We start from the raw sequence: 22,771 nt of genomic DNA on the forward strand, positions 1-22,771 counted from the left end.
TGCGCTAGCCGCGTGGATGGTGCTGCGCGTGCAGCGACTTGAGCCGCTCCCGCGCCACGTGGGTGTAGATGGTGGTCGTGGAAATGTCCGCATGCCCCAGCAGCAGCTGCACCACGCGCAGGTCGGCGCCATGGTTGAGCAGGTGCGTGGCGAACGCGTGCCGCAGCGTGTGCGGCGAGAGCGGCGCGGTGATGCCGGCGACGGCCGCCCACTTCTTGACGATGACCCAGAACATCACGCGGGTCATGCCGCTGCCGCGCTGGGTCACGAACAGGTCGTCGGTCTGCTGGCCCGCAAGGATCTCGCCACGCGATTCCCGCAGGTAGCGTTCCAGCCACTGCCGCGCCTCTTCGCCAAACGGCACCAGCCGCTCCTTGCTGCCCTTGCCCATCACCCGCAGCACGCCTTCGTTCAGGCCCAGCTGGAAGGTCTTGAGCGTGACCAGTTCGGTCACGCGCAGGCCGCTGGCGTACATCAGCTCCAGCATGGTGCGGTCGCGCAGTCCCAGGGGGTTGCCCAGGTCCGGCGCCGCGAGCAGTGCCTCCACCTGCGCCTGCGACAAGGTCTTGGGCACGCGCAGGGGCTGGCGCGCGGCGGTGAGCCGCACCGTGGGGTCGGCGGCGATCCGCCGCTCGCGCAGCGCCCAGTGAAAGTAGCGCCTGAGCACGGTGAGGCGCCGGTTGGCCGACGTGGCGCGGGTCTCGGCGTGGCGCGCCGCGAAGTAGCCCTGCAGGTGGTGTTCGGCCGTGCCGTCCAGCGCCAGGGCGGGTTGCTGCGCGGCCAGCCACTGCGCGTACAGCGTCAGGTCGCGGCGGTAGGCCGCCAGCGTGTTGCGCGAAAGGCCGTCCTCCAGCCACAGGGCATCCACAAAGGCATCGATCGCGTTCAGGCTGGGGGCAAGCATCCAAAAACGATAGCACGTAAAAAAGCCGCCCGGGCGCGGGCGGCTTCTGGAGTGCGCACGGAATTATTCGAGCGCCAGTTTCTGCTTGACCACCACGTCCTTGTACACGGCGAATTCCGCCTTGATCTGCTCGGCGAACTGCTCGGGCGTGTTGCCCAGCACGATGGAGCCGGTGTCTTCGATGCGCTTCTTCACGGCCGGATCTTCCAGCGCCTTGCGCACGGCGGCGTTGACCTTGTCCACCACCTCCTTGGACAGGCCCTTGGGGCCCACGATGCCGTAGTACGCCATGCGGTTCACGGGCTCCAGGCCCATTTCCTTGAACGTGGGCACGTTGGGCAGGGCGGCAACGCGCTGCGGCGCGGCGACCACGATGGGCACCAGGCGGTTTTCCTTGATGAAGGGCAGCGCCGAGGGCAGGTTGTCGAAAATCATGGGCACCTGGCCGGCCACCGTGTCATTCAGGGCGGGGCCCGCGCCGCGGTAGGGGATGTGCGTCACGAAGGTGCCCGAGAGGTTCTTGTACAGCTCCATCTGCAGGTGGCCGATGCCGCCCGTGCCGGACGAGGAGTACGAATACTTGCCGGGCGACTTCTTGATCTCGGCCACGAACGCCTTGTAGTCCTTGGCGGGGAAGCTGGGGTGCACCGCAATGATGTTGGGCGTGGCCGCGATGTTGATGATGGGCGTGAAGTCCGTCAGCGGGTTGTACGGCGTCTTGGGGTTGATGGCGGGATTGGCCGCCGTGGTGGACACGGTGGCCACGCCCAGCGTGTAGCCATCCGGCGCCGAACGGGCGGTTTCGGCCGCGCCCACGATGCCGCCGCCACCGGCCTTGTTTTCCACGATCACGGATTGGCCCAGGGCCTTGCCCAGCGGGTCGGCGATCACGCGCGCAATGATGTCGGTGGTGCCGCCGGGTGCGAAGGGCACCTGCAGCTTGATGACCTTGTTGGGGTAGCCCTGGGCGGCAGCGGACCCTGCGGCGGCAGCCAGTACGGTCAGCGCGAGCCATTGACGACGATGCATTGAGTTCTCCTTCATGGGTGACAGACAGCCTGGATGGTATGCGCAACCGGTGTCCTGGCAGCCTGCGGATTCCACATAAGGGCTAACCCGCAGAACACGACACGGATCAAGTATTCTCCGTGCGTGAATTACGCCCAGCTCCTGCTTCCCGACTTCTCCCTCATCCTGTGCGGCTACCTCATCTGCCGCTACACCGCCCTGAACCGCTCGGTATGGCAGCCGGTGGAGAGCCTGGTGTACTACCTGCTGTTCCCCGTGCTGCTGTTCCAGTCCATCGTCAAGAGCCCGGTGGACATCGGCGCCGCATCGGGGCTGATCGCCGCCGGGCTGATCTCCGGCCTGATCGGGATCGCGCTGGCCTACAGCCTGCCGCACTGGCCCTGGCTGGGCCGGCGCATCGACGCGCGCGACCATGCCGCCAGTGCCCAGGTCGCGTTCCGCTTCAACTCGTTCATTGGCCTGGCCATTGCCGAGCGCCTGGCGGGCTCCGAGGGCCTGCTCATGATCGCCGTGCTGATCGGCGTGTGCGTGCCGCTGTTCAACGTGGCGGCCGTGTGGCCGATGGCGCGGCACGGCCAGCACAGCTTCGCGCGGGAGCTGGTGCGCAACCCGCTGATCGTCGCCACGGTATCGGGGCTGGTGGCCAACCTGCTGGGCTTCAGGATTCCCGACTGGGCCGCGCCCACGGTGGGCCGCATCAGCGCGGCATCGCTGGCGCTGGGGCTGATGGCCGCGGGCGCGGGCCTGCAGTTTGGCCTGCTCACGCGCGGCAAGGCGCTGAGCGTGGCGGTGCTGTCCATCCGGCACCTGCTGCAGCCGCTGCTCGCGTTCGGCATGGCGCGCCTCTTTGGGCTGAACCCGGTGCAGACCACCATGCTGCTCGCCTTCTCCGCGCTGCCCACCGCCTCCACCTGCTATGTGCTGGCGGCGCGCATGGGCTACAACGGACCGTACGTGGCGGGGCTGGTCACGCTATCGACCCTGCTGGGCATGGTCAGCCTGCCGTTTGCCCTGGGATTTCTGCGATGACCGATCCACACCCTGCCCTGCGTTCCGCCGCCCTGGTCCAAGCACGCCGCCGCGCGTTGATGGCGGGCGTGGCGGCCGTGGCGCTTGTGCCGCTGGCGGGCTGCGGGCGCAAGGCCCCGCGCGCGCAGGCGGTGCCCACCGGCGCCACGGTGCTGGCGCTGGGTGATTCGCTGACCTCCGGCGTGGGCGCATCGGCCGACACCGCCTACCCTGCCGTGCTGGCGCGCCTGACGGGCTGGAAAGTGGTCAACGCCGGCGTGTCGGGCGACACCTCGGCCCAGGCGCTCGAACGCCTGCCGGCGCTGCTGCAATCGCACCAGCCCGCGCTGGTGATCGTGGGCATCGGCGGCAACGACTTTCTGCGCCGCCAGAGCGCCAGCACCACCCGCGCCAACATCGTGCGCATCTGTACGGAGGCGCGCGCCAGCGGCGCCCAGGTGCTGCTGGTGGCCGTGCCCGAGCTGTCTCTCTTGGCGGCCTCCACCGGCCGGCTGGGCGATCACGCGCTGTACGAAGAAGTGGCGACCGAGCTGAAGATTCCACTGCACAGCAAAGGCTGGTCCGGCGTGCTGTCCGACGCCCGCCTGCGGTCCGACCAGATCCACGCCAATGCGGCCGGCTACGAGCGGTTTGCGCAAGGGCTGGTGGAAACGCTCAGGGACGCCGGGCTGCTGGCGCGGTAAAGCCACACAGAGCCTCGGCCTGAATACTCATTTTTTGATAGCTGCCAGCGCTTAATTATCAAGCGCTAGAGCCTACTTTCATTCAAAATCCAGCGCCCAGGCCACATGTTCGCGCACGAGTTCACTGGGCTCCTGGGCACGGGACTGCAGCGCCGCACGCACCGCGCCATCGCCCGTGGCCCGCAGCGCATTGCCCAGCGCCACGGCCACGTTGCGCAGCCAGCGCTCGTGGCCAATGCGGCGGATGGGGCCGCCTTCGGTCATGCGCAGGAAGGTGGCCTCGTCCCATGCGAACAGGTGCGCCAGCTGCTGGCCCGCCAGGCCCTTGCGCTCGTCGAAGTCGGGCAGCCGGCTGGCCTGCGCGAACTTGTTCCAGGGGCAGATGAGCTGGCAGTCGTCGCAGCCGTAGATGCGGTTGCCCATGAGCGGCCGCAGTTCCAGCGGGATGGGCCCCGCGTGCTCGATGGTCAGGTACGAGATGCAGCGCCGCGCATCGAGCCGGTGCGGCGCGATGATGGCCTGCGTGGGGCAGATGTCGATGCAGGCGCTGCAGCTGCCGCAGTGCGCGGTGACCGGGGCGCTTTCAGGCAACGCCATGTCCACGTAGATCTCGCCCAGGAAGAACATCGAGCCCGCCTCGCGGTTGAGCACCAGGGTGTGCTTGCCGCGCCAGCCCTGGCCGCTGCGCGAGGCCAGCTCGGCCTCCAGCACCGGCGCGGAATCGGTGAATACGCGGTGGCCGAAGGGGCCGATGGCCTCGGCGATGCGGTCGCTGAGTTTTTGCAGGCGGGCGCGCAGCACCTTGTGGTAGTCGCGCCCCCGGGCATAGACCGAGACGATCCCTTCCTGCGGGCGGGCCAGGCGCCCCAGTTCGAAAGCCTGCCAGCCGCCGGACGCACCCGTGCCCGTATCGCGCGGCAAATAATCCATGCGTGCCGTGATCACGCTCACGGTGCCGGGCACCAGTTCGGCCGGGCGCGCGCGCCTCATGCCGTGCGATGCCATGTAATGCATGTCACCATGGAAGCCCTGCGCCAGCCAGGCCGAAAGGCCGGGCTCTGCGGCGGACAAGTCCACCCCCGCCACGCCGATTTGGGAAAATCCCAGTTCGCGGGCCCACTCCTGCATTTGAGGAACGAGTTGACTGTTGCACCACATACCGGCCAGATTGTAGGAAGCGGCACGGCCGCCCCGGCCGAACCCGCCCCCCCCTTCACCTGGCGCAGCGAGGATGACACCGCCGCCTTCGCGCAGCGCCTGGCCGCGCAGCCGGGGCTGTCCAACGCCTTCGTCACGCTGCACGGCGACCTGGGCGCGGGCAAGACCACGCTGGTGCGCCACCTGCTGCGCGCCCTGGGCGTGCAGGGCCGGATCAAGAGCCCCACCTACGCCGTGGTGGAGCCACACGAGGCCCCGGGCCTGGCGATCTGGCACTTTGATTTCTACCGCTTCGACGATCCGCGCGAATGGGAGGACGCGGGCTTCAGGGACATTTTTGCCAACCCGGGGCTCAAGGTGGCAGAATGGCCGGAAAAGGCTGCAGCGCTTACGCCGCCTGCGGACCTTGCTATACACATTGAAGCAATTGACGACACCGAAAGGAAGATCACGGTGCACGCCCAAACCGCCAACGGCCGCCACATGCTGCAAGGGCTGCTGAACCCATGAGCCGCCCATCGGCCGCACCGACCCCGGCCTGCCCCCGCGCGCCCCGCACGGGAGGCCCGCGATGAGCCCCGGCAGCGCCAGCGGCACGCCCCAGGCCGCAGCCCGGGGCGTGGCTTCGCGCCGGGCCGTGCTGCAGGCGGGCAGCCTCGTGCTGCTGCTGGGCACGCAGCAGATCGCGCGCGGCGCCACCATCCTGGCCGTGCGCGTCTGGCCCGCGCCCGAATACTCGCGCGTGACCATCGAGTCCGACGGCGCGCTGGTGGCCAAGCAGTTCTTCGTGACCACGCCGCCGCGCCTGGCGGTGGACATCGAGGGCATCGACCTCAGCCCCGAGCTGCGCGAACTGGTCGCCAAGGTCAAGCCGGACGACCCCAACATCGCGGGCATCCGCGTGGGGCAGAACGCGCCCGGGGTGGTGCGCCTGGTGGTGGACCTCAAGCAGCCCGCCATGCCGCAGGTGTTCACGCTGCCCCCCGTGGCGGCGTACCGGCACCGCCTGGTGTTCGACCTTTACCCCGCCGCGCCGGTGGACCCGCTGGAGGCCCTCATCGCGGAGCGCCTGCGCGATGCCCCCGTGGCCACGGCCGCCGCCACCCCCAAAGCCCCCACGCCGCCCGCCGAGCACGACCCGCTCGGCGACCTCATCGCGCAGCGCACCACCCGCCCCGTCCCGGCAGAGCACCCGCCCGTGGCGGCGCCCCCGGTGGTGGCGGCCCCGGCCGAAACCACGCGCCCGCCGGGCAACCGGGCCACATCCACGCACACCGACCGCATCATCATCGTCGCGCTCGACCCCGGCCACGGCGGCGAGGACCCGGGCGCCATCGGCCCCTCGGGCACGCGCGAGAAGGACGTGGTGCTGCGCGTGGCCCACCTGCTGCGCGACCGCATCAACGCCACCACCGTGGGTGGCAATCCCATGCGCGCCTTCCTCACGCGCGACGGCGACTACTTCGTGCCCCTGGGCACGCGCGTGCAGAAGGCCCGGCGCGTGCAGGCCGACCTGTTCGTGAGCATCCACGCCGATGCCTTCACCACGCCGGCCGCGCGCGGCGCCAGCGTGTTCGCGCTGAGCCAGGGCGGCGCCTCCAGCACCGCCGCGCGCTGGCTGGCCAACAAGGAGAACCAGGCCGACCTGGTGGGGGGCATCAACGTGCAGTCCAAGGACCAGCACGTGCAGCGCGCGCTGCTCGACATGAGCACCACCGCGCAGATCAACGACAGCCTCAAGCTCGGCTCCGTGCTGCTGGGCGAGATCGGCGGCATGGCCAAGCTGCACAAGCCGCGCGTGGAGCAGGCGGGCTTCGCGGTGCTCAAGGCCCCCGACATCCCCAGCGTGCTGGTGGAAACCGCCTTCATCAGCAACCCCGACGAGGAAAAGCGCCTGCGCAGCAGCGCCTACCAGGAGCAGCTGGCCGACGCGCTGATGCGCGGCATCACGCGCTACTTCGCCAAGAACCCGCCACTGGCGCGCAGCCGTTCCGTCTAGCCTTGCGCGGACCGCCAAGTGCAGGCAAAGTAGCCTTCATCACCCACGCCCCGGCGTGCAGGCATGTGCTTCCTGCACACCGGCACGCACCGGGGAGGACGGAAGGAGAAACGCCATGGCACTGCCCCACGCCCAATCCGGCCAGATCGTCAGCGTGCGCCCCCTGGGCGACCGCCTGCCCGAGGCCATCACCACCGCCATCCTGAAGGCCGGCCAGCTCGAAGTCATGCGCGTCGTGCTCCCCGTGGGCAAATCCATGAAGGAACACCAGACCCCCGGCGAGGCCACGGTGCAGTGCATCGAGGGCGTGGTCGAGTTCGTCAGCGAGGACGGCATCCAGCAACTGCATCCCGGCGACTTCGTGCACCTGGCGCCGCGCGCGCTGCATTCGCTCAAGGCGGTGGAGCACGCGTCCCTGCTGGTCACCCTGTGCCTGCTGGCGGGTGGGCGCTGAGGTTTTTTCAGATCCCTGTTTTGGCGTAGCCACTATTCATCGGGCCGTGCGCCACCGGCGACGAATGCAGCTGGCGCAGCCAGCGCGAGTGCGCCCCGCGCAAGGGCCGCCCGGCCGCGCATGCGGCGCTTCGCTTGCATACGCTGGCAGCATCTCCCTCCCGGCTCGCACGGCGAGGCGAGAGAGGGGCTGAGGGCCGAGGCGCGAATCGACTCAGAGGGGGTTCGCCTCACCGCTCCAGGCGGAACACGCTCACGACCTCCGCAAGCCGCGCCGCCTGGTGCTTGAGGCTGTCGGCGGCGGCGGCGCTCTGCTCCACCAGCGCGGCGTTCTGCTGCGTGACCTGGTCGAGCTGCGTCACCGCCTCGCCGACCTGGCTGATGCCGATGGTCTGCTCGCCCGTGGCGCTGGAGATCTCGCCAATCAGGTCGCTCACCCGCTGGACCTGCGCGACGATGTCTTCCATGCTGTGGCCGGCATCCCCCACCAACTGGGTGCCGTTTTCCACCTTCTGCACGCTGTCGCTGATGAGCGCCTTGATCTCCTTGGCCGCGGAGGCCGAGCGCTGCGCCAGGCTGCGCACCTCGCTGGCCACCACGGCGAAGCCGCGCCCCTGCTCGCCCGCGCGCGCCGCCTCCACCGCCGCGTTCAGCGCCAGGATGTTGGTCTGGAACGCGATGCCGTCGATCACCGCGATGATGTCGGTGATCTTGCGCGACGCGGCCGAGATGTCCTGCATGGTGGCCACCACCTGGCCCACCACCTCGCCCCCCTTCACCGCCGCGGCCGATGCCGCGCCCGCCAGCACGGCGGCGCGCTGCGCGGTGTCGGCGTTGTTCTTCACGGTGCTGGTGATCTGCTCCATGGACGCGGCCGTCTGCTCGAGGTTGCTGGCCTGCTCCTCGGTGCGCTGGCTCAGGTCGGCATTGCCCGAGGCGATCTCGCTGGAGCCGGTGGCGATGGAGTCGCTGCTGTGGCGCACGTCGCCCACGATGCGCACCAGCGATGCCTGCATGGTTTCCATGGCCTGCATCATCTGCGCCACCTCGCCGCGCCCCTGCGCGTGGATGGGCCGCGACAGGTCGCCCTCGCCGATGCGCCGGGCCACCGCGGCCACCTCGCCCAGCGAGCGGCGGATGCGCCGCACCACCACCCAGGACAGCAGCACCAGCAGCGCCAGCCCCGCGATGCCCGCCGCCAGCACGGCGGCGCGGTAGGAGCCGATCAGGCCCGCGGCCTCGGCGGCCTGGTCGGCCGACCGCTGGATCTGGTATTCCACCATCTTGTCCGCGACCGCGTTGTACTGGTTGACCACCGGCACGAAGGTGGACATGGCAAACGACTTGGCCTGTGCCATGTCGCCTGCCTTCTTGAGTGCCAGGGCCTTGTCGCGCGTGGCGAGGTACGGCGTGCGCACCGCCGCCAGCTCCTCCTGGATGCGCAGGCCTTCGGGGCTGGTTTCCAGCTCGCTGTAGCGCTTTTGAACCTTGGACGTGTCGGCCGTGGTGGTGGCGATCAGGTCCTTGAAGAAGTTCTGCAGGTCGTCGCCTTCGGACTGCACCACCGAGAACACCCGCGTGGAGTTGACCGCGATGTTGCTGCGCCAGCGCAGGGCCAGCTGCAGGCGTTCGACCTGCTCATTGGCCAGGCCGTCCACCGTCCTGCCCAGGTGCTGCACGCGCACCAGGCTCAACGCCAGGATGAGCACGAGCGCCAGGACGGCCACACCCACGATCAGGCCGATCTGTTGCGCCACCGTCAGCTGCGGGCCCGTGCGGGATGTTTGAGGGTCCATGGTGTGTGTCCTTATACGAATGGATTGCATTAGAAATGATCTGGTGCCGCCCGCCGGTTGGCAACCACCGGCGATGCCACGTAAACCCGCCCCAGGGGGAACGTGATGCCCGCGCACCACGGGAACCGCCGGCACTTGGCAACGCGGCGGGCGTCCCCCATGAGGTCGCATGTCCTACAGCGGCATCCCACGGCTGCCTACGCGGGGGGCCCGCCGGGCGACGGATAGTGAAGCCACAGGTCCAGCCCGTCTGCAGCCGCAGCCGGACTCCCAGGCCTGATTCCATTCACAAAGGACTCTTGCCATGAAAATCCGTCACATCCTTCTTGCGACCACCTGTACCGCAGCCCTGGCACTGGGTGGTTGCGCTTCGAACCCCACCAGCGCACAGGTGGGCACCGGCGTGGGCGCCGTGGTCGGTGGTGTCGCCGGCAATGCCGTCTTCGGCGGCCCCGCAGGCACGATTGGCGGTGCCGCCGCCGGCGCCCTGATCGGCCATGAGATCGGCGAGGACCGCGATCAGCGCCGGCCTTATCGCCGCTGATCCTCCCGGCCGCCGGGCAACCTCCCCTGCGGCCGAACCGGGCTGCCGGTGAGTTCTGCATAAAAGAAGCTGCCAGCGCTTGTCACACAAGCGCTGGCAGCTTCTTTTTTCATAGCACCCGTTGATTCAAGGTCAAGGTGCGGTCCTGGCCTGCCGCCCGGCGCGCCAGGCACCAAAGATGGCGATCAGGCCGGGGATGAAGATCATGGCCCAGATGATCTTGTCCAGGTTCTCCTTGACCCAGGCAAAGTTGCCAAAGAAATACCCCGCCGAGCAGATGCCCAGGACCCACAGGAGCGCGCCCCCCACGTTGAACGCGGTGAACTTGGCGCGGCCCATCTCCGCCACACCCGCCACGAACGGCGCGAAGGTGCGGATGAAGGGCATGAAGCGCGCGATCACGATGGTGATGCCGCCATAGCGCTCGTAAAAGTCATGCGCCTGGTTGAACGCACGGCGGTTGAACCAGCGCGAGTTTTCCCACTGGAACACCTTGGGCCCGAAGTAGCGGCCCAGCGAGTAGTTGCACTGGTCGCCCAGGATGGCCGCCGCCAGCAGCACCGCGCAGGCCAGCGGAAAGCTCATCATCCCCGCGCCGCACAGCGCGCCCACGATGAACAGCAGCGAATCGCCCGGCAGGAACGGCATCACCACCAGCCCTGTCTCGACGAACACGATGGCGAACAGCAGGGCGTACACCCACATGCCGTAGGCCTGTACGAAGGCCTCCAGGTACTTGTCCACGTGCAGGATGAAGTCGATGAGAAAAGTGACAAGTTCCATGGAAGGGCGAGGCCGGACGCCGGGCAGCAAAAAGGTGGGCGCATTATCCCCATCGGGCCCCGCCCCGGCCCGATACCCCTGCGCGGCCCCCGCCCTAAAATCCCACGGGTGAACGACACCACTCCCCTCCTCGCGGCGGCGCAGCCCGCCACCACCCCCATCGCCACGGCCCGGCGCCCCATCCGCGACCTGCCCGATGAGCTCATCAGCCAGATCGCCGCCGGCGAGGTGGTCGAGCGCCCCGCTTCCGTGGTGCGCGAACTGGTGGACAACGCGCTGGACGCGGGCGCCACGCAGATCACCGTGCGCCTGTCGGCTGGCGGCGTGCGCCTGATCACCGTGGAAGACGACGGCGGGGGCATTCCACACGCAGAATTGCCCGTGGCGCTGCGCCGCCATGCCACCAGCAAGATCACCAGCCTGAACGACCTGGAGACCGTGGCCACCATGGGCTTTCGGGGCGAGGCGCTGGCCGCCATTGCCTCGGTGTCGGAGATGGCCCTGCTCTCGCGCCCGGCGGCGCAACCCAATGCCTTCCTGCTGGACGCACGCAGCGGCGAGCTGCGCCCGGCCGCGCGCAGCACCGGCACCACGGTGGAGGTGAAGGAGCTGTTCTTCTCCACCCCCGCGCGCCGCAAGTTCCTGAAGACCGACGCCACCGAACTCGCACACTGCATCGAATCGGTGCGGCGCCACGCGCTCGCGCGGCCGGATGTGGGCTTTGCCATCTGGCACGAAGGCAAGCTGGTGGAGCAGTGGCGCGCCACCTTCGTGCCCGGACAGGGGGATGCCCAGGACGCGCTGGCCCGCCGCCTGTCCGACGTGCTGGGCGAGGACTTCGTCACGCAATCCGTGGCCGTGCAGCACCGCGTGGGCCCCGTCACCGTCACAGGCCGCGCGGGCCTGCCCGACGCCGCCCGCTCGCGCCCCGACCACCAGTACTGCTACGTGAACGGCCGCTTCGTGCGCGACAAGGTACTCACCCATGCCGCCCGCAGCGCGTACGAGGATGTGCTGCACGGCCACAAGCAGCCCATCTATGCGCTGTATGTCGAGATCGACCCGGCCCGCGTGGACGTGAACGTGCACCCCACCAAGATCGAGGTGCGCTTTCGGGACAGCCGCGAGGTGCACCAGGCCGTGCGCCATGCCGTGGAAAACGCGCTGGCCGCACCGCGCGCCGCCGCGCTCGCGGCCGTCGCTGCGGCTGCTGCGGGGGCAGCCGCGCCAGACGCGGGCGCCACGGCGCAGGGCCCCACCGAGGACTTCAGGCCCAATCAGCCTCCAGCCCTTCACTGGAAAGCGCAGTCAGCTATCAAATTTGAAGATCGTGGCCACCACGTGGCGGACCTGCAGGCGCTGTGGGGCCCCCGGAGGGAGACCGGGCCCATGGGCCATGAAGCGCCAGCCGCCGTGTTGCCCACCGCGGCGCCATCGCAGCCCCTGCCGGGCACGGCCGATGCCCCGCACGGCAACGGCCCTGCGGCTGCCCCCGCCGGCAGCGAGACCACCTGGCCCCTGGGCCGCGCGGTGGCCCAGCTGCATGGCGTGTACATCCTGGCCGAGAACGCCCAGGGCATGGTCATCGTGGACATGCACGCCGCCCACGAGCGCATCGTCTACGAGCGCCTCAAGGCCCAGGTGGATGGCGACGCCCGCATCGCCAGCCAGCCGCTGCTGATCCCGGCCACCTTCGCCGCCACGCCCGAGGAAGTGGCCACGGCCGAGGCATCCGCCGAGGTGCTGGCCATGCTGGGCATGGAAGTGGTGCCCTTCTCGCCCAAGACGCTGGCCGTGCGCGCCGTGCCCACCACCCTGGCCCAGGGCGACCCGGTGGAACTGGCCCGCAGCGTGCTGGCCGAACTGGCCGCGCACGACGCCACCACCGTGGTGCAGCGCGCCCGCAACGAGATCCTGGGCACCATGGCCTGCCACGGCGCGGTGCGAGCCAACCGGCGCCTGACCATCGACGAGATGAACGCGCTGCTGCGCCAGATGGAAACCACCGACCGCAGCGACCAGTGCAACCACGGGCGGCCAACGTGGCGGCAGCTGTCTATGAAAGAGCTGGACGCGCTGTTCCTGCGCGGGCGCTAGCCCCAGCGGCCGGCACCACCACCGCCTGCGACATCGCCCGAGCCCCGTCCTCCAGCCATCGCCCTGTCACCGCGCCGCCCATGACCGACCCCACCGCCCCGCACCTGCTGCTGGCCGCTGCCGCCCTGTGCCTGGTGGCTTTGCCCGCCCATGCGGGGCGCCCCCTGTCGGTGGACGACGCCGGCGTGGACGAGGCAGGCCACGGCCACATCGAAGTGTGGTGGGAAGGCGGGCGCGGCCAGCATGGCACCGTCTACGCAGCCCCGGCATTCACCCCTGTCGAGGGATGGGAGCTGGGCGCGCTGCTGGCCCGCGACCGGGACGAGCGCCATACCCTGCAAGGCCTGCAGGCCAAATGGCTGTGGAGCCCGGCACAGGAACAGGGCTGCAACGCGGGCAGCAGCGCGGGCATCACCCACCGGCGCCAGAGCCCCGGACAAACCGCCGGCAGCCTGGTGGCGCTGAACCTCATCGGCACCTGCGCGGCGCCCTGGGGCGTGATCAACGCCAACCTGGGCAGCCAGCGGGAACGCGGGCAATCCTGGCGGGCCACCTGGGGGGCATCGGTGGAGCACGGCTGGGGCGCAGTCACCCCCCATCTGGAAGCCTTTGGCACCCAGCACGGCGCGCCCACCTTCCAGACCGGTGCCCGGTGGGAATGGGCGCCCGGCCGGCAGCTGGACGCCACGATCGGCCGCCAGCAGGGGCGCACCTGGCTGAGCGTGGGATTCGCGCTGGGGTTCTAGGAGCCGGCCCGCGATCTCGCGCCCCCCGAGGCGGGCGCCGAGGTGCTTCTTTGGCTGGCCTTAAGGCACGGAGCGCGGCTTTGCCGGCAGAATCGGCCGCCCTGCCCCCAAGGACCCTGCCCATGATGGCCTTCGACGCCCAGTCCATCGCACAAACCACCCCCACGGGCGACGCCATTGCCCGGGCCGTGGCGGCCGGCTGGGCGCTCGGTCCCGTGGAGCACTGCGTGCTGCTGCGGCGCGGCTTCAACCAGGTGTACGAAGTGCGCTTTGCCAGCGGCCAGCACGCCATCGCACGCCTGTGCGCCGAGAGGCCGCGCGGCGCGCCGAACATCGCCTACGAGACCGCCCTGCTCACGCACCTGCGGCGCGGGGGTATCCCGGTCGCCGCCCCGCTGCCGGCGGCCGATGGAAGCTTCAGCGTGGCGCTCGCCCTGCCAGAGGGTGGCCGCGCGCTGCTCCTGTTCGACTTTCTGGCGGGAGATCCCCCCGGCGAGTCGCTGGTGGACATCGAGGCCACCGGCCGGGGGCTGGCCCGGATGCACAACGCCGCACAGGACTACCACGGCCCGCCAAGCCGCTACACGCTGGACCTCTCCCTGCTGCTCGATGCATCGCTGGAACGCATGCTCGCCGCCCCCACGGTGGACGCGGCGCTGGGACGCGAGTTTGCCGCGCTGGCGGGCGGGCTGCGCCAGCGCTTTGCCGCATGGCCCGACCTCACCCGCGTGCACTGCCACGGCGACTGCCATGGCAGCAACAACTTCATGAGCGACGGACCCGGGCAGGGAGACGAAAGCAGCCGCGTGGCAGCCTTCTTCGACTTCGACGATGCGGGTCCGGGCCTGCTGGCCTACGAGCTGAGCGTGTTCCTGTGGGTGCTGCTGCCGCGCAGCCTGGAAACACCCCTGTCCGCCGCCCTGCGGGAACGCTGGCAGCGCTACCTGGCGGGCTACACCGGCGTGCGCCCCGTACCGCCGCAGGATCTGGCGGCCATTGCGCCCTGCCTGGCGGTGCGCCAGTTCTGGGTGATGGGCGAATACGCGGGCCGTATCCCCGTGTGGGGCACCCAGGCCATGCCCACCCACTGGCTGCGCAAGCAGATCCCGCTGATGCAGGCATGGATGGACCTGCCGACCGCCGAGGGGCTGGTGGCTGCGGCACCGGCCGTGGCCGCGCCCGCCGCACAGGCGCATTGAACGCTGGGGCCCGCCAGGGCGCCCTGGCCCTCCGCCCAGGACAAGGCCCGCGGCGGCGGGCCTTGTCGTGTGGTTTCAGCCTGGCACCGGGCCAGGGCCCGTGGCCGTTGGCGGATCAGTTGTCCCGCGCCGCCTTGGCCGTGTCCGGGAAGTCGCTGAACACGCCGTCCACACCCAGGTTGTAGAACAGCTTGTACTCGGCCTTGGGGTCGCCCTTGAAGTCCGAGGCCAGGCGCTTGGCCTCGCTGCGGAAGGTGTAGGGGTGCACCATCAGGCCCGCGGCGTGGGCATTCTTCACCACATCGGTGGGCGCCATCATCACGCGGTCGCGTTCGTCGATCTTGCCGTCGCCATTGAGGTCATCGGCCTTGCCGTCCTTGTTGGCGTCCACCTGCTTGGAGGGGATGAGGTACGGCTTCCAGGGGCCGATGCCGTCGGCATAGGTCTTGACCTCCTTGAGGCCCGCGGGGGTGAGCAGGCTGGCGAAGGTGCGCGCGTCGCCGGCCACGGCAAAGTCGTAGGGCTTGTCGTAGGGGGCGGTCAGGTCCATGCTGCCGTCGGGGTTCACGTCGTTCGCGTCCACCAGCTGCACCAGGCGGATCTGCGTCTTGGTGCGCAGGTACTTGAGGTTGGACACCTCGAACGACTGCACGATGACCGGCGAGCTCTTGGCGGTGTAGCCGTACTTGGCCAGCGTGGCGAGCAGGCGGTCTTCCAGCGGCAGGCCCAGCTTGGCATGGAAGGTGGGGTGCTTGGTCTCGGGGTACACGCCCACGGTGCGGCCGGCCTTGGCGCCTTCGTTCTTGGCGAGGTCCAGCACTTCTTCCAGGGTGGGGATTTGGTACTTGCCGTTGTGCGACTGGTCGCGGTCCGACAGGGGCTGGACGGCGCGCAGGGTCTTGATCTCGGCCAGGGTGAAATCCGACACGAACCAGCCCTCTTCCTCCACGCCGTCCACCATCTTCTTGGTCTTGCGGCCCGCGAACTCGGCGCGGGTGGACACATCGGTGGTGCCGGTGATGTTGGGTTCGTGGCGCGCCACGAGCACGCCGTCCTTGGTGGCCACCAGGTCGGGTTCGATGAAGTCGGCGCCCATGTCGATGGCCCGCTTGTAGCCCTCGAGCGTGTGGTCGGGCAGGTAACCGGCGGCCCCCCGGTGGCCGATCACGAGCGGCTTGTCGCCATTCAGCGTGGGATAGGGGTTGTCATCGTTGCCGCCGCAGGCCGCCAGCGTGGCCAGCAAGGCCAGCGCACCCAACTTCGCACCAGGAATGTGCATGCTCTTCTCCTCGTTGTGTTTAGAACCGCCGAACTGTGGCCGCCGCCTGTGACAAGGCGATGACTCCCGTTTTGCGCGCCGGTGACAGCCCACGCCAGCCCCCCGCCGCACCAACATATGGCAACTCACCCGCCACATTCCCCACCATTGTGCATAGGCATGCGCATAAACGTATAACTTTTGAACATAATTCGATGTTGCAGCGCGCCATTGCCTGCTTTTTGACGCAGAAAGCTTTTTGAACATGAAATACGAGTCCGCAGGCAGCTTCCTTTCCCACGTGGCCCACCGCAATCCGGGTCAGCCCGAATTCCTGCAGGCCGTCACTGAAGTCATGGAAAGCCTGTGGCCGTTCATCGCCCAGCACCCCCGCTATGCCGAGCATGGCCTGCTGGAGCGGCTCGTCGAGCCCGAGCGCATCGTGATGTTCCGCGTGTCGTGGGTGGACGACCATGGCACCGTGCAGGTCAACCGCGGCTACCGCATCCAGCACAGCATGGCGATCGGCCCCTACAAGGGCGGCCTGCGCTTTCACCCCTCGGTGAACCTGTCGGTGCTCAAGTTCCTGGCGTTCGAGCAGACCTTCAAGAACGCGCTGACCACGCTGCCCATGGGCGGCGGCAAGGGCGGCTCCGACTTCGACCCCAAGGGAAAGAGCCCCGGTGAAGTCATGCGTTTTTGCCAGGCCTTCGTCTCCGAGCTGTTCCGCCACGTGGGTGCCGACACCGACGTGCCGGCGGGCGACATCGGCGTGGGCGGCCGCGAGGTGGGCTTCATGGCGGGCATGATGAAGAAGCTCAGCAACCGGGCGGACTGCGTGTTCACCGGCAAGGGCCTGTCGTTCGGCGGATCGCTGATCCGCCCCGAGGCCACGGGCTATGGCACCGTGTATTTCGCGCAGGAGATGCTCAAATCCCGGGGCCGCTCGCTCGACGGCATGCGCGTCTCGGTCTCGGGATCGGGCAACGTGGCGCAGTACGCGGTCGAAAAGGCCCTGCAGCTGGGCGCCAAGGTGGTCACCGTGTCGGATTCGAGCGGCACCATCGTGGACGAGGACGGTTTCACCCCGCAGAAGCTGGCCGAGCTGATGGAGGTGAAGAACCATCTGTATGGCCGCGTGAGCGACTACGCAGCCCGCACGGGCTCCCGCTTCGAGGCCGGTGTGCGCCCCTGGCACGTGCCCGTGGACGTGGCCCTGCCCTGCGCCACGCAGAACGAGCTGGACGCCCAGGACGCCGCCACCCTGATCAGGAACGGCGTGGTCTGCGTGGCGGAAGGCGCCAACATGCCTTCCACCATCGATGCCGCCAAGGCCTTCGAGGCGGCAGGCGTGCTCTACGCCCCCGGCAAGGCCAGCAACGCCGGCGGCGTGGCGACCTCGGGCCTGGAGATGAGCCAGAACGCCGCCCGCCTGTCGTGGCCCCGCGAAGAGGTCGATGCGCGGCTGCTGCAGATCATGCAGGGCATCCATGCCGCGTGCCTGCACTATGGCAAGCGCAGCGACGGCAGCGTGAGCTACGTGGACGGCGCCAATATCGCAGGCTTCGTCAAGGTGGCCGACGCGATGCTGGCGCAGGGCGTGGTCTGACCTTTCTTCGGGAAGCGTTTCAGAAGCGGTGAAAAGAAGGGCAGTTGCCGGGCAGTTGGCGGGCTCTGCGGGAAGGTGGGCACAAACCCTGCTTTCCGTGCGAGAACTTTCCGGCACGATGGCGACTCTCTCCTTTCCATGAAACGCACCCCCCTCCTGATCTCCCTGGCGCTGGCCATCGCCGTCTCGGCGGGCTGCGCGACCCTCGACGCCAAGCAGCGCGAGTGGATCTTCCAGCCCAGCGACCGCAGCTGGGGCGGCCCCCAGTCCACCGAGGACATGCAGGACGTGTGGATCGATTTCCAGTCCGAGGCCACCGGCCAGCCTGGCCGGCTGCACGGCCTGTGGCTGGCCCATGCGCGCGCGGACGCCCCCGTGATGCTGTACCTGCACGGGGCGCGCTGGAACGTGGCGGGCTCGTCCGGCCGCATGCGCCGCATGCAGGAACTGGGGTTCTCGGTGCTCGCCATCGACTACCGGGGGTTCGGCCAGAGCAGCGCCGCGCTGCCTTCCGAGGTCACGGCCGGCGAGGACGCCCGCGCCGCCTGGGACTGGCTCGCCCGCCAGGCGCCGGGCACGCCGCGCTACATCTTCGGGCACTCGCTGGGCGGGGCCATCGCCATCGACCTGGCCCGCCAGGTCCCCGACGAGCAGGGCACCATCGTCGAAGGCACGTTCACGAGCATCCCCGAGGTGGTCAGCACCTTCAAATGGGGGTGGCTGCCCGTGTCGGCCCTCATCACCCAGCGTTTCGAATCCGTGCGCAAGGTCTCCGAAATCGGCTCGCCCCTGCTCGTGGTGCATGGCAGCGAAGACAGCCTCATCCTGCCCAGCCTGGGCCGCAAGCTGTACGAGGCGGCGGCCGAGCCCAAGCGGTTTGTGCTCGTGGAGGGTGGATCGCACCACACCACCAACGCCGTGGGCCAGGGCCTCTACCGCGAGGCCATGGTGGCCCTCTTCAAGCTGAAGTAAGCGCCAAGGCCGAAGCTCAGGCGCTGCAACCTCAGCGCCGCACCGCCTGCGCCAGTGCCGCCCAGGCCTTGAGCGTGAGCGGGTGGGTGAAGCCCGCGCCCGCCACCGGGTGCGACGAGAGCTTGACCACCACCATCTCGGCAGCCGGGTTCACATGGATGAACTGGCCATGGATGCCTGCGGCCTCCCAGGCGCCATCGGCGTTGTGCAGCACCCACCACTGGTTGCGGTAGCTGTAGCCGGGGCGAAACGCCATGCCGCCCATCTTGAACTTCTCGCGGTCACCGCCTTTGGCGGTATCGTCGATCACGGCCTTGTCAAAAATCTTCTGGCCGTTGTAGCTGCCGCGCAGGCGCAGCATTTCGCCAAACCGCGCCAGGTCGCGCGCCGTGGCATTGAGCCCTGCGCCCTGCAGCGGCGTGCCCGCGCTGTCCACCATCACGTGGGCGTCTTCTTCCATGCCCAGTTTCTGCCAGATGTTCTCGCTCATCAGTTCGGCCCAGTGCTTGCCGGTGGCGCGCGAAACGATCCAGCCCAGCACCTCGGAATGCACGGTGCGGTACACAAAACCCGCGCCGTGTTCGCCTTCCTTCTTGAGCGTCTTCAGGAAGTCATACACAGTGGTCGGCCCCTGGTAGCCCGGCGGGCGTGGCAGCATGCCGCTGGACCAGCTGTAGCCAAAAATTTCGGTGGCGGGGTCGGTGTAGACCTCGCGGAAACGCACGGCACCCGTCATGTCCATCACCTCGCGCACCTTCATGTCGCCCCAGGCCGAGTCGGCCAGCTCGGGCACATATTTGGTGACCAGCGCGCTGGGGTCGATCTTGCCCTCGTGCGCCAGTTGCGCGGCCATGAGGCCGGTGAACGACTTGGTGACCGAGAACAGCAGGTGCGGCGTGTACGGCTTCATCTGGTTGTCGTAGCGCTCGTACACCACGCGGCCCTTGTGCACCACCACCAGCGCATCGGTGTAGGTGCGGGTGAGCCACTGGTCCACCGTGATGGGCTGCCCCTTGTCGTCATCAAACACCACGCCGCCCAGGGGCTTGGGGTCTGCAGGCAGGGCCGATGCAGCCGCCCCACCCCGGCGGATGTTGTGCGTGGGCTGCAGCTCGCGCAGGTGCTGCAGCGCCCAGCGCATTTGGGGGTACTTGAAGGAATTGCTCAGGTCCACACGCTGCGCGCCCTCGGGCGGGAAGGTGGTCATGTAGCCCAGCTTGTCCAGCGTCACGCTCTCTGGCGCGGGCAGGGCCGGAGCCTGGGCCTGGGCGGCCAGGGCGGTGCCCAGGGCGGCCAGCGCCAGCGCACTGCGCAGCCGGGTGGTCATGGCGGGGCGCCAGCCCTGGGACCCTCGGCGGGTTGTGATCTTGTGCATGGGATGTCTCCTGGCTTGTTGTGTTGTGTGTTGTTGTGCGGCGGCCTGGATCCGGCCAGCCGCACCACCATGGTGCTGCGCCACCGGCCTCGCGCCCTGTCACCCGCGCGACGCGCGTCACACACCAACTCTCACCATCTCTCACAAGCCCCGCCCGGCAAGGCGCCCATGCCCCATCTGGTACCCTCAGACAGATATGTCTGCCCCCTCCGCCACCGCCGTGCCCACGGCTGCTTCCGCCTCCATCCAGCCCGGCCTGGCCATCCTGGTGCTCGCGCTGCTGCTCTCCATCCAGCCCGTCACCACCGACCTGTACCTGCCCGCCCTGCCCGCCCTCACGCGCAGCCTGGGCGCACCCATGGCGGCCGCGCAGCTCACGCTCAGCGGCCTGCTGCTGGCGTTTGGCTGCTCGCAGATGGTATGGGGGCCGCTGTCGGACCGCTTCGGACGCAGGCCCATCCTGCTGGCGGGGCTCGGCATCTACACCCTGGCATCGCTGGGCAGCGCATTTGCACCCACCATGGCGCTGCTCATTGTGTGGCGCATCGCCCAGGGCGCCGCGATGGGCGCGGTGGTGATGTGCGCGCGGGCCATCGTGCGCGACCTGTACACGCCGCTCGACGGCGCGCGCGCCATGTCCAAGGCGCTCACGGGGCTGGGCATCGTGGCCTGCATCTGCGCGCCCATGGGCGGGCTGCTCAGCGAATGGCTGGGCTGGCGCGCGGCGCTGCTGGCGCTCACGGTGTATGCCGTCGTCACGCTGGCCCTGGTGGCGCTGCGCATGCCCGAGACCCTGGCGCGGCGCAACCCGCAGGCACTGCAGCCCCGTGTGCTGCTGGGCACCTGGATGCAGGTGCTGCGCCACCCCACCTTCTGGGCGTTCTCGCTGCAGACCACGGCCACCTACGGCGGCCTGTTCACCTTCCTGGCAGCCTCTTCGTTCGTCTATATCGACGTGCTGGGCCTCACCCGCACGCAGTACGGCTGGACCATGGCGTCTGCCTGCCTGGCCTACTTTGGCGGCACCTTCCTGTGCCGCAGCCTGCTGGCCCGCTTCGGCCTGCAGCGCACGGTGGCCATCGCGGGGGCACTGAGCATCAGCGGCGGCACGCTGATGGCGCTGGTGGCGCACCTGGGCTGGCACCAGCCCTGGGCGCTGACCTTGCCCTTCTATCTCTTCATGCTGGGCCACGGCATCCACCAGCCCTGCGGGCAAAGCGGCGCTGTCGGCCCGTTTCCGCAGGCGGCGGGCGTGGCGTCGGCGCTCAATGGTTTCATGATGATGCTGGCCGCCTTTGCCATCGGCGGCTGGCTGGGCGCGCGCCTGGACGGCACCGTGTGGCCCCTCGTCAACGGCATCTGGTTCTGGTCGGCCGCGCTGGCGCTCATCTCGTGGACGCTGGTGCAGAAGTTCGGAGCCCGCGCGTGACCCTGCCCGAGCCCCTGCTGCCCGCCATCGCCCTGGCAGGTCCCACGGCTTCCGGCAAGACGGCGGGCGCGCTCGCGCTGGCCGCCGTGCTGGGCAGCCAGGGCGTGCCGGTGGAGATCATCAGCGTCGACTCCGCCCTCGTCTACCGGGGCATGGACATCGGCACCGCCAAGCCCGCCCCCGAGGAACGCGCCGCCGCGCCGCACCACCTCATCGACATCCGCGACCCGCTGCAGGCCTACAGCGCGGCCGAGTTCGTGCAGGACGCGGCGCGGCTCATCGGCGAGATCCGCGCGCGCGGCGCGCTGCCCCTGCTGGTGGGCGGCACCATGCTGTACTTCAAGGCGCTGTTCGACGGCATCGACGACATGCCCGCCGCCGACCCCGCCGTGCGCGCGCGGATCGAAGCGCGGGCCACCGAACTGGGCTGGCCCGCGCTGCATGCGGAACTGGCGGCGGTCGACCCCGTGACCGCCGCCCGCCTGGCGCCTGCCGACAGCCAGCGCATCCAGCGCGCGCTGGAGGTGTGGCATGTCTCCGGCCAGCCCCTGTCGAGCTTTCACACTACAAAAAAGAGAGCTTCAGGCGCAGATCCAGCAAGCGCTACAGCCCTCTTTTCCTTGGAACCGGAGGACCGCGCCTGGCTCCACGCCCGCATTGCCCAGCGCTTTGACGCCATGCTCGCTGGAGGTTTCCTCGACGAAGTGCGGACCTTGCGCGCACGCGGCGACCTGCATCCGGACCTGCCCTCCATGCGCTGCGTGGGCTACCGCCAGGCGTGGGAAGAGCTGGACTTCCAGGCCACCCGCGCACCCGGCACGCCCCTGAACCTGGCCCACCTGCGCGAGCGCGGCATTGCCGCCACGCGCCAGCTCGCCAAGCGCCAGATCACCTGGCTGCGCGGCATGCCGGGGCGCCACACCATTGCGTGCGACCAGCCCGACGCCACGGCCCGGCTCGTGCAGGCCGTGCTGCGGCGGCTCGCGCAGCGCGAGCAGGCCGCGCCATGACGCTGCTGCGCGCCGAACAGCTGGGCAAGCGCTACGGCGACACGCCGGTCTTCGCCCAAGTGCAGTTCACCGTGGCGCCCGGCGAATTCGTGGCCATCGTGGGCGACTCGGGCGTGGGCAAGTCCACCCTGCTCAACTGCCTGGCCGGGCTGGATAGCTGGGACACCGGCCGCATCACCCACGGCACCACCGACCTGGGCGAGCTCGACGACACGGGGCGCGCCCTGTGGCGCCGCGCCCACGTGGGCTTTGTCTTCCAGGCCTTCCACGTGCTGCCGCACCTGGACGTGGCGCAGAACGTGGCCCTGCCGCTGATGCTGCTGGGCCGCAACGACCCGGCGCGTGTTCAGCAGATGCTGGACGCCGTCGACATGGGCGCACTGGGCGCGCGCCTGCCGCAACAACTGAGCGGCGGGCAGCTGCAGCGCGTGGCCATCGCCCGCGCGCTGGTCCATCGCCCCGCCCTGCTGCTGGCCGACGAACCCACCGGCAACCTCGACCCCACCACCGCCGCCCGCGTGATGGACCTGCTGCTCGCGCAGACGCGCGGGCATGGGGCGTCGCTGGTACTGGTCACGCATTCGGACGCCGCTGCGGCCCGCGCCGACCGGGTGCTGCGGCTGACGGCGCACGGCATGGCCGAAAACGCTATCAATTGACGAGCTGCTTGCGCTTGCCCAGCAATGGCTGGATGCCAG

The 22,771-nt window shown here is 69.4% G+C and carries 21 protein-coding genes; 14 read left to right on the top strand and 7 right to left on the bottom strand.

Annotated features, from left to right (window positions below):
• Window positions 1-4: 4 nt before the first annotated feature.
• Both xerD and AC1RVY_RS16575 read right to left on the bottom strand, forming a co-directional pair.
• On the bottom strand, window positions 5-904 hold the full coding sequence (gene xerD / locus AC1RVY_RS16570; protein ID WP_492253594.1) for a site-specific tyrosine recombinase XerD: 900 nt from the start codon (window positions 902-904) through the stop codon (window positions 5-7).
• A gap of 63 nt (window positions 905-967) precedes the next feature.
• On the bottom strand, window positions 968-1,933 hold the full coding sequence (locus AC1RVY_RS16575; RefSeq protein ID WP_218295475.1) for a tripartite tricarboxylate transporter substrate binding protein BugE: 966 nt from the start codon (window positions 1,931-1,933) through the stop codon (window positions 968-970).
• 123 nt (window positions 1,934-2,056) lie between these two features.
• Here AC1RVY_RS16575 and AC1RVY_RS16580 point away from each other — a divergent pair, with 123 nt between their 5' ends.
• Together AC1RVY_RS16580 and AC1RVY_RS16585 are read left to right on the top strand one after the other, a co-directional pair.
• Complete coding sequence (locus tag AC1RVY_RS16580) at window positions 2,057-2,962, top strand: AEC family transporter (protein WP_218295476.1); 906 nt, start codon at window positions 2,057-2,059, stop codon at window positions 2,960-2,962.
• Window positions 2,959-3,645 (top strand): GDSL-type esterase/lipase family protein, encoded by a 687-nt coding sequence (locus AC1RVY_RS16585; RefSeq protein WP_492807251.1) that lies wholly within the window; start codon window positions 2,959-2,961, stop codon window positions 3,643-3,645. Before AC1RVY_RS16580 ends, AC1RVY_RS16585 begins: the two co-directional genes overlap by 4 nt.
• A gap of 78 nt (window positions 3,646-3,723) precedes the next feature.
• Here the strand turns inward: AC1RVY_RS16585 and queG are convergent, their stop codons facing one another.
• Window positions 3,724-4,773 (bottom strand): tRNA epoxyqueuosine(34) reductase QueG, encoded by a 1,050-nt coding sequence (gene queG, locus AC1RVY_RS16590; protein WP_492244081.1) that lies wholly within the window; start codon window positions 4,771-4,773, stop codon window positions 3,724-3,726.
• A 12-nt stretch (window positions 4,774-4,785) separates the two neighbouring features.
• On the opposite strand from queG, the gene tsaE reads away from it, so the two are divergent.
• The 3 genes from tsaE (at window position 4,786) to AC1RVY_RS16605 (ending at window position 7,256) form a co-directional block, all read left to right on the top strand.
• Window positions 4,786-5,313: a tRNA (adenosine(37)-N6)-threonylcarbamoyltransferase complex ATPase subunit type 1 TsaE gene (gene tsaE, locus AC1RVY_RS16595; RefSeq protein WP_492807253.1), complete on the top strand. Its 528-nt coding sequence runs from the start codon at window positions 4,786-4,788 to the stop codon at window positions 5,311-5,313.
• Between the two features lie 61 nt (window positions 5,314-5,374).
• Window positions 5,375-6,802 (top strand): N-acetylmuramoyl-L-alanine amidase, encoded by a 1,428-nt coding sequence (locus tag AC1RVY_RS16600; RefSeq protein WP_492807255.1) that lies wholly within the window; start codon window positions 5,375-5,377, stop codon window positions 6,800-6,802.
• A 115-nt stretch (window positions 6,803-6,917) separates the two neighbouring features.
• The gene (locus tag AC1RVY_RS16605) at window positions 6,918-7,256 is read left to right on the top strand and encodes a cupin domain-containing protein (RefSeq protein ID WP_218295481.1); all 339 of its coding nucleotides are present in this window, start codon (window positions 6,918-6,920) and stop codon (window positions 7,254-7,256) included.
• 229 nt (window positions 7,257-7,485) lie between these two features.
• Here the strand turns inward: AC1RVY_RS16605 and AC1RVY_RS16610 are convergent, their stop codons facing one another.
• Entirely contained in the window at window positions 7,486-9,051 is a 1,566-nt protein-coding gene (locus AC1RVY_RS16610; RefSeq protein WP_492807256.1) for a methyl-accepting chemotaxis protein, read from the bottom strand.
• Between the two features lie 304 nt (window positions 9,052-9,355).
• On the opposite strand from AC1RVY_RS16610, the gene AC1RVY_RS16615 reads away from it, so the two are divergent.
• Window positions 9,356-9,595, top strand: a complete 240-nt coding sequence (locus AC1RVY_RS16615; protein ID WP_218295483.1) for a YMGG-like glycine zipper-containing protein — start codon at window positions 9,356-9,358, stop codon at window positions 9,593-9,595.
• Window positions 9,596-9,727: 132 nt separating this feature from the next.
• Here the strand turns inward: AC1RVY_RS16615 and AC1RVY_RS16620 are convergent, their stop codons facing one another.
• On the bottom strand, window positions 9,728-10,378 hold the full coding sequence (locus AC1RVY_RS16620) for a DedA family protein (RefSeq protein ID WP_218295484.1): 651 nt from the start codon (window positions 10,376-10,378) through the stop codon (window positions 9,728-9,730).
• A 108-nt stretch (window positions 10,379-10,486) separates the two neighbouring features.
• Between AC1RVY_RS16620 and mutL the strand changes: the two genes are divergently transcribed.
• The 3 genes from mutL (at window position 10,487) to AC1RVY_RS16635 (ending at window position 14,420) form a co-directional block, all read left to right on the top strand.
• Complete coding sequence (gene mutL / locus AC1RVY_RS16625; protein WP_492807258.1) at window positions 10,487-12,475, top strand: DNA mismatch repair endonuclease MutL; 1,989 nt, start codon at window positions 10,487-10,489, stop codon at window positions 12,473-12,475.
• 80 nt (window positions 12,476-12,555) lie between these two features.
• Window positions 12,556-13,221 (top strand): PA4824 family protein, encoded by a 666-nt coding sequence (locus AC1RVY_RS16630; RefSeq protein WP_492807260.1) that lies wholly within the window; start codon window positions 12,556-12,558, stop codon window positions 13,219-13,221.
• A gap of 122 nt (window positions 13,222-13,343) precedes the next feature.
• The gene (locus tag AC1RVY_RS16635; RefSeq protein ID WP_492807262.1) at window positions 13,344-14,420 is read left to right on the top strand and encodes a phosphotransferase enzyme family protein; all 1,077 of its coding nucleotides are present in this window, start codon (window positions 13,344-13,346) and stop codon (window positions 14,418-14,420) included.
• A 115-nt stretch (window positions 14,421-14,535) separates the two neighbouring features.
• Here the strand turns inward: AC1RVY_RS16635 and AC1RVY_RS16640 are convergent, their stop codons facing one another.
• Complete coding sequence (locus AC1RVY_RS16640) at window positions 14,536-15,699, bottom strand: glycerophosphodiester phosphodiesterase (RefSeq protein WP_218295488.1); 1,164 nt, start codon at window positions 15,697-15,699, stop codon at window positions 14,536-14,538.
• 244 nt (window positions 15,700-15,943) lie between these two features.
• Between AC1RVY_RS16640 and gdhA the strand changes: the two genes are divergently transcribed.
• Window positions 15,944-17,287, top strand: coding sequence for an NADP-specific glutamate dehydrogenase (gene gdhA / locus AC1RVY_RS16645; RefSeq protein ID WP_492244087.1), 1,344 nt, complete (start codon window positions 15,944-15,946; stop codon window positions 17,285-17,287).
• Between the two features lie 138 nt (window positions 17,288-17,425).
• Window positions 17,426-18,259 (top strand): alpha/beta hydrolase, encoded by an 834-nt coding sequence (locus AC1RVY_RS16650; RefSeq protein ID WP_369642940.1) that lies wholly within the window; start codon window positions 17,426-17,428, stop codon window positions 18,257-18,259.
• A gap of 31 nt (window positions 18,260-18,290) precedes the next feature.
• On the opposite strand, the gene AC1RVY_RS16655 is transcribed toward AC1RVY_RS16650, so the two are convergent.
• Entirely contained in the window at window positions 18,291-19,586 is a 1,296-nt protein-coding gene (locus AC1RVY_RS16655) for a serine hydrolase domain-containing protein (RefSeq protein WP_492807504.1), read from the bottom strand.
• Between the two features lie 244 nt (window positions 19,587-19,830).
• On the opposite strand from AC1RVY_RS16655, the gene AC1RVY_RS16660 reads away from it, so the two are divergent.
• The 3 genes from AC1RVY_RS16660 to AC1RVY_RS16670 are packed head-to-tail and all read left to right on the top strand — an operon-like array spanning window position 19,831 to window position 22,732.
• On the top strand, window positions 19,831-21,063 hold the full coding sequence (locus tag AC1RVY_RS16660) for a multidrug effflux MFS transporter (protein WP_218295491.1): 1,233 nt from the start codon (window positions 19,831-19,833) through the stop codon (window positions 21,061-21,063).
• A gap of 2 nt (window positions 21,064-21,065) precedes the next feature.
• Complete coding sequence (gene miaA / locus AC1RVY_RS16665) at window positions 21,066-22,073, top strand: tRNA (adenosine(37)-N6)-dimethylallyltransferase MiaA (RefSeq protein WP_492807505.1); 1,008 nt, start codon at window positions 21,066-21,068, stop codon at window positions 22,071-22,073.
• Window positions 22,070-22,732, top strand: coding sequence for an ABC transporter ATP-binding protein (locus tag AC1RVY_RS16670; protein ID WP_369642942.1), 663 nt, complete (start codon window positions 22,070-22,072; stop codon window positions 22,730-22,732). Before miaA ends, AC1RVY_RS16670 begins: the two co-directional genes overlap by 4 nt.
• The last annotated feature ends 39 nt before the right edge of the window (window positions 22,733-22,771 follow it).

The sequence above is a fragment of the Acidovorax sp. GW821-FHT11A03 genome (assembly GCF_058809075.1).

Excerpts from the sequence above, each read along its gene's own strand:
- xerD (WP_492253594.1), bottom strand. The coding sequence starts at position 904 with ATGCTTGCCCCCAGCCTGAACGCGATCGATGCCTTTGTGGATGCCCTG.
- AC1RVY_RS16575 (WP_218295475.1), bottom strand. The coding sequence starts at position 1,933 with ATGCATCGTCGTCAATGGCTCGCGCTGACCGTACTGGCTGCCGCCGCA.
- AC1RVY_RS16585 (WP_492807251.1), top strand. The coding sequence starts at position 2,959 with ATGACCGATCCACACCCTGCCCTGCGTTCCGCCGCCCTGGTCCAAGCA.
- queG (WP_492244081.1), bottom strand. The coding sequence starts at position 4,773 with ATGCAGGAGTGGGCCCGCGAACTGGGATTTTCCCAAATCGGCGTGGCG.
- AC1RVY_RS16600 (WP_492807255.1), top strand. The coding sequence starts at position 5,375 with ATGAGCCCCGGCAGCGCCAGCGGCACGCCCCAGGCCGCAGCCCGGGGC.
- AC1RVY_RS16605 (WP_218295481.1), top strand. The coding sequence starts at position 6,918 with ATGGCACTGCCCCACGCCCAATCCGGCCAGATCGTCAGCGTGCGCCCC.
- AC1RVY_RS16610 (WP_492807256.1), bottom strand. The coding sequence starts at position 9,051 with ATGGACCCTCAAACATCCCGCACGGGCCCGCAGCTGACGGTGGCGCAA.
- AC1RVY_RS16615 (WP_218295483.1), top strand. The coding sequence starts at position 9,356 with ATGAAAATCCGTCACATCCTTCTTGCGACCACCTGTACCGCAGCCCTG.
- AC1RVY_RS16620 (WP_218295484.1), bottom strand. The coding sequence starts at position 10,378 with ATGGAACTTGTCACTTTTCTCATCGACTTCATCCTGCACGTGGACAAG.
- AC1RVY_RS16630 (WP_492807260.1), top strand. The coding sequence starts at position 12,556 with ATGACCGACCCCACCGCCCCGCACCTGCTGCTGGCCGCTGCCGCCCTG.
- AC1RVY_RS16635 (WP_492807262.1), top strand. The coding sequence starts at position 13,344 with ATGATGGCCTTCGACGCCCAGTCCATCGCACAAACCACCCCCACGGGC.
- AC1RVY_RS16640 (WP_218295488.1), bottom strand. The coding sequence starts at position 15,699 with ATGCACATTCCTGGTGCGAAGTTGGGTGCGCTGGCCTTGCTGGCCACG.
- gdhA (WP_492244087.1), top strand. The coding sequence starts at position 15,944 with ATGAAATACGAGTCCGCAGGCAGCTTCCTTTCCCACGTGGCCCACCGC.
- AC1RVY_RS16650 (WP_369642940.1), top strand. The coding sequence starts at position 17,426 with ATGAAACGCACCCCCCTCCTGATCTCCCTGGCGCTGGCCATCGCCGTC.
- AC1RVY_RS16655 (WP_492807504.1), bottom strand. The coding sequence starts at position 19,586 with ATGACCACCCGGCTGCGCAGTGCGCTGGCGCTGGCCGCCCTGGGCACC.
- AC1RVY_RS16660 (WP_218295491.1), top strand. The coding sequence starts at position 19,831 with ATGTCTGCCCCCTCCGCCACCGCCGTGCCCACGGCTGCTTCCGCCTCC.
- AC1RVY_RS16670 (WP_369642942.1), top strand. The coding sequence starts at position 22,070 with ATGACGCTGCTGCGCGCCGAACAGCTGGGCAAGCGCTACGGCGACACG.